The following is a 9,087-nucleotide window of genomic DNA, read 5'->3' on the forward strand; positions in this document are numbered from 1 at the left end:
CTGGCTCGGAAGGCTTTGTGCCTGTCAAGTGGCGATGGGTCAGCGAGAGGACCTTCGGCCTGTTCAACTTCTCTAGAAGGCTCGACAAAGACCATGAAAAGACCACTAAAAGCGCAGAAGCATGGGTGTTATGGCAGAATTGTCAGCTCATTCTTAACAGAGTATACTAAAAATCAGATTGTTACAAATTTAAGCATGCTCTAAGAAGTATTACGACCTCTTTGAAAATCTTCAGGTTTTTCAAAGCATCCAAGTGCAGGAAAGGGCATTTTCAGGGAAGCATAATGCGGGCATAAAACTAGTATATGATTTTACCCAAAACCTTCCTCCCGATTTCCTTCGCTTTTATCATATCTATACTGATCTGGTTTTCTGGAAGAACGAACGCTGGAAAAACGACTTCTCTAATCGCAATGCAATCATTTTCTTTATGAGTGGGATGGATCATCTGCAGAAAAACACTTTTTTACCTGAACACCACGAGCAGATTAGGCACTTGTTTCAACATAAAAAGATACTTACTGATATTGTTACACATCAATTCAAATATGCAGCCTTGGGTAAGTGCTTTAACAGCTAACTCCATATGGTTTTCAAGCGCCTTTCCAATACAAAAAATGACAGGCTGAATATCCTTTTGCATAAGGAAACGGAGCATATCTTCCGAGGCTGCTGAAGAGAAATCGTCTATGATCAGGTAAAGCTTTTCTGGTGTTGCGGGTGGTTCTTGTTTTTCATGCAAAAGGCTTCATAGAGCAGGCGCTACAGGCATTCTTTTGATGTAACTTATCCGGGCAGTTTAAACTAAAAGCACTCTGTTATACCGAAGGCGAAACAGAGAAGGTACTGGCTGAATCCGCCTGCTATACTTGTTTTCAGGATATTCTGTTTTGGAAAAATCATCATAAGCGCCTGCTTATAAGTTTTGACATTACTCCTGTTGTGATGCAAAAAAAGTAAAGCGATCCGAGAAGTTCCCGCACCGCTTTACCATATAAGATGATTGAGTTTTCCATGTAAGCATGCTTACCTGAAGCACTACGCTATTTAAGCAGTCACGCCAAACTTGTCCAGCCCGATTAAGGTAAGGCGGATGTTCTTATAAGCGGCCGTGTTCTTGAACTCTTCAATAATTTCCAGCACGTCATCATCTATGTTCACAGAGCGCGTCGCATCAATCACCACTTCAGAATTTCTGGCCACGTGATCAAGTGTCAGCATCATGCTGGCTTTGTTCAGGAAAGTAACGTCCTGTGCAAGCACCAGTTCAACTTTCTCCCCTTCGTGATGGCTCTCCTTATCATAAAAGAAAGGTGTTTTGTAATTGTCGCGTAGAATAACAAAAACAGATACAGCGCCACCAATTAGAATACCAGTTATCAGGTCAGTGAACATTACGGCCAGAACAGTTACAAAAAATGGCACAAACTGCCTTTTACCTAGCCTGTACATGTTTCTGTAGAGGGTGACAGAGGTTAACCTGTAACCCACCACAAACAGCACCGCTGACAAAGACGCCAACGGGATCATATTCAGAATGAGAGGAATAGCCATCACACAAACCAACATAATGGTACCATGCGTGATGGTGGCTAGGGGTGTTCTACCTCCTGACGTAACGTTGGCAGAAGTACGCACAATAACAGCCGTAACAGGTAAACCACCTATAAAACCTGCCACAATATTACCAACACCCTGGGCTTTCAGCTCACGGTTGGTGGAGGTTTTACGTTTGTATGGGTCCAGCTTATCGCCTGCCTCTGTGCTTAACAAAGATTCAAGGCTGGCGATAAAGGCTATGCTAAGCGCTACAGTATACAGCTCAGGATTAGCGATTTGAGAAAAATCAGGAAACGTAAAGAAGGAAAAGAAATCTACTATGCCGTCCGCTACCGGAAGCTGCACCAGGTGATTTTCTGCCAGCGCCAGGTTTGGAAAAGAAGCGTTGAACAGCAGGTAAAGACCAATGCTGACAAGTACCGCTACCAAAGCGGAAGGCACAAATTTAAAAAATGCATGCCGCTTCAAAGCAGGCTGGTCCCATATAAAAATAATAGCTAGGGAAACCAGCGTAATAATGGTAGGCCCAAGGCTGATATAGTCCTCGATGTTATTGATAACAGTAAAGATGCCGCTAATGAAACCGTCTTCCATGCTTCCGAACAGGGCTTCACCTCTATATCCAAATGCGTGCGGAATCTGGTTTATAATCAGGATGAGTCCAATGGAAGCCAGAATTCCCTTAATCATGGAAGAAGGAAAAAAGTAGGCTATGGTACCTGCTCGGATATACCCCAGTATGATCTGAAACACACCGGCAATAATAGTAGCACTCAGTACGATCTCAAAAGAGCCTAAAGATTGTATAGCTGTAAGCACGATAAGCGCCACACTTGCCGCCGGCCCACTAACATTTATTTTGGACCCACTGACTAAGCCCACCACAATTCCACCTACTATGCCCGCGATGATTCCTGAGAAAAGAGGAGCACCGGAGGCAAGCGAAATGCCAAGGCATAAAGGGAGTGCAATCAGGAATACTACTAAACCCGCAGGTATATCTGTTTTAACGTGTGAGAACATCCCGCTCTTTTCCTCTCCGGGCGCTGCTGCATTGTTTTGATCCATAAAATGATGTATATGAGTGTTGTTTTAGTTGAATGCTTTTTGTTGATTGGCTGGCGTGTTGAAGCCAATGGTACACACTTGCTCCACCTTGACCTGACAGTATGGTGCAAAAAACAACCTATATAGGTTGCATGCCCATGTTTTAGTAAAACCAGGAGGTAAAAGGCAGCCAATGGCGTGGGATTGCCTGCTGCTTATATCAGACTAAATCAGTCTGGCGTAATGCTTGTATGTAGAACTGCTGCTGTCATTGTGGCTGCAAAGATAGGGTTATTCTTTGAATGAGGCTAGCCTTCTATAATTTGTTTTAAAGCCATGGAAGAAGCGCCTCCTTCAGCACGCCAAATACTGGAGCCAATAACATCACGCCAAAATTAAACTGCAGACTGCCGCTGATGCCTGAATGTAAGAAATGTACGAATAGTGCCTCATCTAAACCGGAGTGAAAGTATGATTTGCCCATTATGTGTTAAACCCTCCAGCTTCACAGCAGTGGAGGGTCCTGACGCCCGCAGCTATTATCTCTGCGAGACTTGCCTGCTTATCTTTACCGACACGAGTTTCCTCCCCACCAGGGCGCAGGAGGCGGAACATTACAGAAAGCATGAAAATGGCATCCAGTACAAAGGCTATGTCAACTTTCTTAACAAAGCCATACAGCCGGCCCTTCCGTTTTTAGAGCCAGGCATGGAAGGCCTGGACTATGGCTGCGGCCCTGTTCCCACGCTTTCGCTGCTGTTGAAAGAGTCTGGGTATGAAGTAGATGATTATGACCCGTATTTTTTCCCGGAATTCGATGAAGACAAAAAGTATGACTTTATTTTCGCTACCGAGTGCTTTGAGCATTTCTTTTTTCCGGCCAGGGACCTGCAGCGCCTCCGCAACCTACTGAAGGAGAACGGGCTGCTGATTGTAATGACCGAGCGTTGGAAAGAGGTAAAGGACTTTAAGCGCTGGTATTATGCAAAGGACCTTACTCATGTGGCTTTTTACCACATGCGCACCTTTGACGCCATCTGCAGCAAGTTTGGCTTTGAGCGGCAGTTCATAGACGACCGCAGGGTGGTCATCCTTCAGCGCAAAACAGCTACGGAAGAAAAGGAAGTTGCTTTGCGCTGAAGTTGAAGAGGCTGTAGCATCTGAAAGCAGATAGGGGTTTTGTGCCGCCTTCCAGATATAGCAGCGTAGATTTTTTTTGTTTAACTGCTACTATTGGTAACATTAACGTATTCACTATTTAAACTAACCTTTAATAATAGACATAATGGAAAAAGATAAAGAGAAATACCTGCAGGCCCTAAGAGAAAACAAGGGAAAAGTCGATGAAAGGACCTTGGGCGAAAGTATAGGTTTTAGTAAAGAACACACTGACAAGGTAATAGAGGCGCTGCTGGCCGATGAGAAAATTGAGTACCGCATGGCGCAAGGAGCCTGTAATTATAAAATCAAAGAGTAACATGTATCAGTAGCTATCCCTGCAATGGATGTATATTTTAAAATGTCGTCTTCTTAAGATTTAATATATGATTGGAGCCATAGCAGGAGACATTATTGGCTCGGTATACGAAGCCAACAACATCAAAAGCAAGGATTTCCCGCTGTTTTCACCGGACGCTGTTTTCACAGATGACACAGTGCTGACGGTGGCCGTAGCAGATTGTATCCTGAACAATAAACCGTTTACCGGCGCCTTGCAGGAGTATGGCAGAAAGTACCCGCATGTCGCAACTTGAGTTATTAAAAGCCTTAGGTTAGCGGCAGAGCAGCGGAAAAATATTGTGGAAGGTGTGCTGGTTTAATAGAGCTTGGCAGAAATGAGCAGCTAATCAAATACCTCATATAGAATTTAACAGGCATATAATAGAAAATTAACCACCAAACTAAATAGAAACAATTATGAAACACCTGTTTTGCTGCTGCCTTGTTCTCTTTTTAACGATGGCATGTACCACTAAAAACCCTGCCACAACTCAAGACGGTTGGATTTCTCTCTTCGACGGTGAAACGCTGACTGGCTGGAAAGCCAGCGAAAATCCCGGCACATTCAAGGTAGAGGATGGCGTGATTGTCGTGCACGGGCCACGTGCCCACCTCTTTTACGTTGGACCGGAAATGAACGCCGATTTTGAGAATTTTGAATTTAAGGCTCAGGTGATGACTACGCCAGGCTCTAACTCCGGCATCTTCTTTCATACGGATTACCAGGAAACGGGCTGGCCCTCAAAGGGGCACGAGGTGCAGGTAAACAATTCACAGTCTGACTGGCGGCGAACAGGCAGCGTGTATTCTTTTGATGATGTAAAGGAAGTGCATGTGCAGGATAATGAATGGTATACCCAGCATATTATTGTGCAGGGAAACAAAGTTACCGTGAAGCTAAATGACAAAACGGTAGTGGAATACACAGAGCCTGAGAATGTGGAACGGCCAGCCGACGCGAAAAATAAAGTTATCTCCAGCGGCACTTTTGCCCTGCAGGGGCACGACCCGGATAGCAAGGTTTACTTCAAAGACATCAAGGTGAAACCGTTGCCTTAACAGGATGATGCAGAAAACAATGCCTTTCAAGAAGAACGTACATTCAGTGCATCTTTTTGAAAGGCATTTGCATAAAATAACTCAAGTTGCGATGTATAAACGATGAAGCCATTCAGGATTATTAAGGGATAAAGCTACCAAACCTTAACCCTGACTTACCATGAATGACTTCAACATAGCACTTTACTGTTAAGTTGATGATTACCTGTAGGTAGCAGGTAAAAACCAGCGGCCAAGCGTAAACTCAACAATGCCAAGGTTATCACCACCTCAGACGGCGTGTTGGCCGTTTACTTCATTGTGGCAGGCATCGTGCACGAGGCTAAGGTGCTATTTAATTTATCGTGCCTGACAAGGATCATTGTAAGCCAACGGGCAGTAGCCACCTGATCCATCGGATGTAGAAATTTATACTTAATTTTGTCTTTGTAAAATCAGTGCAGGCAGTATTTCCTTTTTGCAGCGATATCTGATGCTGGCAGTTTGCTCCCTTTGTCCGGCATTAATTTTTTTCAAGTATTCTGCCAACATGCTTTTTTATTACCAGAACACAGAATGCGTACTTATTATATATTTCTAAAAGAGAACCTCAGCCCTGTTTTTTTCGGCTGGCTACTTACCTTCTTCTCAAGCTTTGGGCAGACATTTTTCATCTCCCTGTTTGTGCCCTTTATCCTGGACCAGTTTAATTTCTCAAAATCTGTGTTCGGAGGCTATTATGCGGTAGCGACCATTATTGCCTCCATTTTCTTGCTGCAGTTTGGGCACCGGGTAGATAGCCGCCCACTCCGGCCTCTCACGATTCAAACGGTGCTCCTGCTTTTTGCCTCTTCCATTGTATTGGGATTGGCCATACATCCGGCGATGGTCTTTATTGCGCTGATTGGTCTGCGGTTGGGAGGGCAGGGCTTTATGAGCCACATCAGCCTGAGTGTGATGTCCCGTTACTTTTCTGCTGACCGGGGAAAGGCACTGAGTATCTCCGCAATGGGATATCCTGTGGGGGAAATAGTATTCCCGCTAATCGTAGGACTTCTCCTCACCTTTCTGAACTGGCACCTGGCGCTGATAATATCCGCTGTTACGCTGCTTTCTGTCTTTTTGATGATTAGGAAGCTGAATCTGGAAGTCCTGGACGTACACGAGGATAATGTGGAAGTGTCGGGCGGCGAAAAATGGGAGTATTTCAGGCAGATTGTGTCAGAAAAGCCTTTTTCGGTACTTATTCCGCCTGTTTTTACCTTCAGCTTCGTCACCACGGGAATTTTCTTTTTTCAGTATGTGCTGGCCAAAGAGAAAGGCTGGCCTTTGGAGTGGTACGCGATGTGCTTCTCGGGCTATGCCATCGTGCGCTTCCTGTTCCTGTTGTACGGGGGCATACTAACAGACAAGTTCACAGCCAGTAAACTGTTTCCTTTTTACCTTTTCCCTTTCGTGCTCGGGTTGCTTGCCCTCGCCATTATTCCGGGTAAAATAGCCGCTTTGTTCTTCCTGCTTTTTACAGGTGTTTCAGCGGGCATGAGCAGTATTGTTACTTCGGCCGTGATAGCCGAACTTTATGGAACGGGCCGGGTGGGGCAGGTACGAAGTCTGTTCTCCATGATAATGGTCTTGAGTACAGCCCTAGCCCCAGTCGTGATTGGCTTCCTCCTGGACCACGGCATCACTGTCAGCCAGATCGGCTTTGGCTGTGCGGCAGCGCTTGGCCTGGTATCTGTGAACAGCTTTCGGATCAGGTCATTGTTTAAAACAGAGGAGCCGGTTCAGGTATTGGCTACAACTGAAACAGAGAGCAAGAATAGCTAAACCAATACTTTGTGCAGGCAACAGTGAACGAAGCCCCCAAACTAGATGCTGCCTTAGCCCAGTTTGATACTGAGCACACTGATTTAAAGAAGGTTGCACTGCTACACTACACCTCCATCAAGGCGACTATAGAAGGAGAGCCTGGGGCCATACATCCTTTCCTGGACTGCTCCCGCCTGGAGGAGCCACTCAATCGAAAAAAAGTGGTGGCTGCTTCCCACGGCCACGCGCATATGGGTATAATGGAAATACCATCGAGATTAGCTTTCGACTTTGGCACTTTTAAGGATCCACACGCCAAGTGTACCAGAAACGACGGATGCCAACAGTATACCGTATTTCGCCTGTTCAATCATATGTGGGTCTTTGAATGCGAGGGCGGCAATAAAGAGAGACATGGTAAAGCCCACACCAGCTACAAAAGCAATGCCTACAATATGTGTCCAGGTAACTGCCTTAGGTAGAGGTACCACCCTGAACCTTACCAGCACCCAGGTGAAAAGCAAGATTCCAACTAGCTTTCCAAATATCAAACCTGCAAACACTCCGATGCTGATAGGATTCAGAAGATCGGTAAAGAAAGTTGAACCTATTTCAACACCGGCGTTAGCAAGGGCAAAGAGGGGAATAACTAAAAAAGTGACCCAAGGGTGTAAGGCTACTTCTATCTTCTGTAAGGGCGTCTGAGCTTCGGCACTTTTGTTTTTCACTTTCTCAATTATCTGATGTTGCTTTTGGGTCATCAGCGGCCCACGGGTTGGAATCTCCTCCTCAAATTCCGCTACCAGCACTTCCATGCTATCGGAATAAGCCGATTCATCTATTTTTGTGCGTGCCGGGATAGCAAAAGCTACCAGCACCCCTGCGATAGTAGCATGCACACCGGAAAGCAAAAAGGCCAGCCACACTCCTCCAATGCCGATCAAGGCATAAAGGAGCGTGTTGCGAACTCCTGCACGGTTCGCTATCAAGAGAATGCTCAGCAAGGCAAGACCATATGCAAGACTTTCAAAAGACAAGTTTGAACTATAAAAAAAGGCTATAACCAGAACAGCTCCTAAATCATCTACAGTGGCCAGGGCAACAAGGAAAACTTTTGCGGAAAGAGGTATTTTATCTCCTGCAAGTGATATGAGTGCCAACGCAAAGACAATATCAGTTGCCATGGGAATACCCCACCCACTTAAGGATGGCTGACCTATATTTATTATAAAGTAGATGAAGGCTGGAAAAATCATACCTCCCAGAGCGGCAGCCATCGGCAACAACGCTTTCTTAAAAGAAGAGAGCTCGCCGGCAATAATTTCACGCTTGAGTTCCAGCCCAACTACAAAGAAGAACATAGCCATAAGCCCATCATTCACCCAATGATGAAGAGAATAAGTTAATAGATTACCTGTTAAACCTATGCTGAATTCTGTTTCCCAAAGATGATGGTAGGCTTCTCTCCAAGGGGAATTAGCCCAGAGTATAGCAACAAGCACTGATAACAGTAAAACAGCACCTCCAGAATTTTCATAGTGCAGAAACTTGTTAATAGGCTCAATGGTGCGGTCAAGTATTGTTCTCTTCATATTCTGGTTCTTTCGCTTTCGTAATCCCTGTAACTAGAGGCAAAGCGCTCGCTTAGTTAAATTAATTTTTAAGCTTGATAAAGCTTAGTGCCTGCAATAAGAAGGCAATGCCATTAAAACATTTATTTATACCTGAATAGGAGACAGCACATCAATTTGATTATCAATGGTTTTAATTCTTATAGAGCCTACGTATACATCTACATAAAGCTAACTTTAGCACAAACAAGTTTTTAGTTGTATTTCTGGATTGCCAGCTAACGACCATGCTTCATTCAAAATTGAAAACGCCAGCCGCATGACGGGTGGCGTTAGTGCAGATACCTGCTGACTGGTAGTGCAGCAGGATATCCTTCCTTATTAATTTTATTTCAGATGCTCTTTTATCCCACTGATGTGTACGGTTTAATTTATTAGGACTTTCGCAAACTGTACCCAAGCGAAAAAATTAAGTAGAAGTAGTTGGAGGGAGAAGTAGCATGAAAACAGCTATAGATATGTACTGCCAATATCTGTTGAGTACGCAGGTTAACTATACCTG

At 44.7% G+C, this 9,087-nt stretch carries 8 protein-coding genes; 5 read left to right on the top strand and 3 right to left on the bottom strand.

Features of this window, described 5'->3' with window-relative positions; all coding sequences use genetic code 11:
- Window positions 1-466: 466 nt before the first annotated feature.
- Window positions 467-742 carry a hypothetical protein gene (locus tag E1919_RS26390; RefSeq protein ID WP_162056399.1) on the bottom strand — a complete coding sequence of 92 codons (276 nt, stop codon included), beginning with the start codon at window positions 740-742 and terminating at the stop codon, window positions 467-469.
- 305 nt (window positions 743-1,047) lie between these two features.
- Complete coding sequence (locus tag E1919_RS26395) at window positions 1,048-2,628, bottom strand: SulP family inorganic anion transporter (protein ID WP_237144875.1); 1,581 nt, start codon at window positions 2,626-2,628, stop codon at window positions 1,048-1,050.
- A gap of 450 nt (window positions 2,629-3,078) precedes the next feature.
- Here E1919_RS26395 and E1919_RS26400 point away from each other — a divergent pair, with 450 nt between their 5' ends.
- The 5 genes from E1919_RS26400 to E1919_RS26420 all read left to right on the top strand — a co-directional run bounded on the left by E1919_RS26400 (window position 3,079) and on the right by E1919_RS26420 (window position 6,972).
- Window positions 3,079-3,747, top strand: coding sequence for a class I SAM-dependent methyltransferase (locus E1919_RS26400; RefSeq protein ID WP_162056400.1), 669 nt, complete (start codon window positions 3,079-3,081; stop codon window positions 3,745-3,747).
- Window positions 3,748-3,892: 145 nt separating this feature from the next.
- Entirely contained in the window at window positions 3,893-4,084 is a 192-nt protein-coding gene (locus E1919_RS26405) for a hypothetical protein (protein WP_162056401.1), read from the top strand.
- Window positions 4,085-4,151: 67 nt separating this feature from the next.
- A complete protein-coding gene (locus E1919_RS26410; RefSeq protein WP_202916005.1) occupies window positions 4,152-4,361 on the top strand; it encodes an ADP-ribosylglycohydrolase family protein in 210 nt (69 codons plus the stop codon).
- Between the two features lie 205 nt (window positions 4,362-4,566).
- Window positions 4,567-5,166, top strand: a complete 600-nt coding sequence (locus tag E1919_RS26415; RefSeq protein WP_237144876.1) for a 3-keto-disaccharide hydrolase — start codon at window positions 4,567-4,569, stop codon at window positions 5,164-5,166.
- Window positions 5,167-5,721: 555 nt separating this feature from the next.
- Window positions 5,722-6,972 carry an MFS transporter gene (locus E1919_RS26420; protein ID WP_162056403.1) on the top strand — a complete coding sequence of 417 codons (1,251 nt, stop codon included), beginning with the start codon at window positions 5,722-5,724 and terminating at the stop codon, window positions 6,970-6,972.
- A gap of 260 nt (window positions 6,973-7,232) precedes the next feature.
- Here the strand turns inward: E1919_RS26420 and nhaA are convergent, their stop codons facing one another.
- Window positions 7,233-8,546 (bottom strand): Na+/H+ antiporter NhaA, encoded by a 1,314-nt coding sequence (nhaA, locus tag E1919_RS26425; RefSeq protein WP_162056404.1) that lies wholly within the window; start codon window positions 8,544-8,546, stop codon window positions 7,233-7,235.
- Window positions 8,547-9,087: the final 541 nt, after the last annotated feature.

This window comes from Pontibacter pamirensis, from assembly GCF_010015475.1.
Lineage (GTDB): Bacteria > Bacteroidota > Bacteroidia > Cytophagales > Hymenobacteraceae > Pontibacter > Pontibacter pamirensis.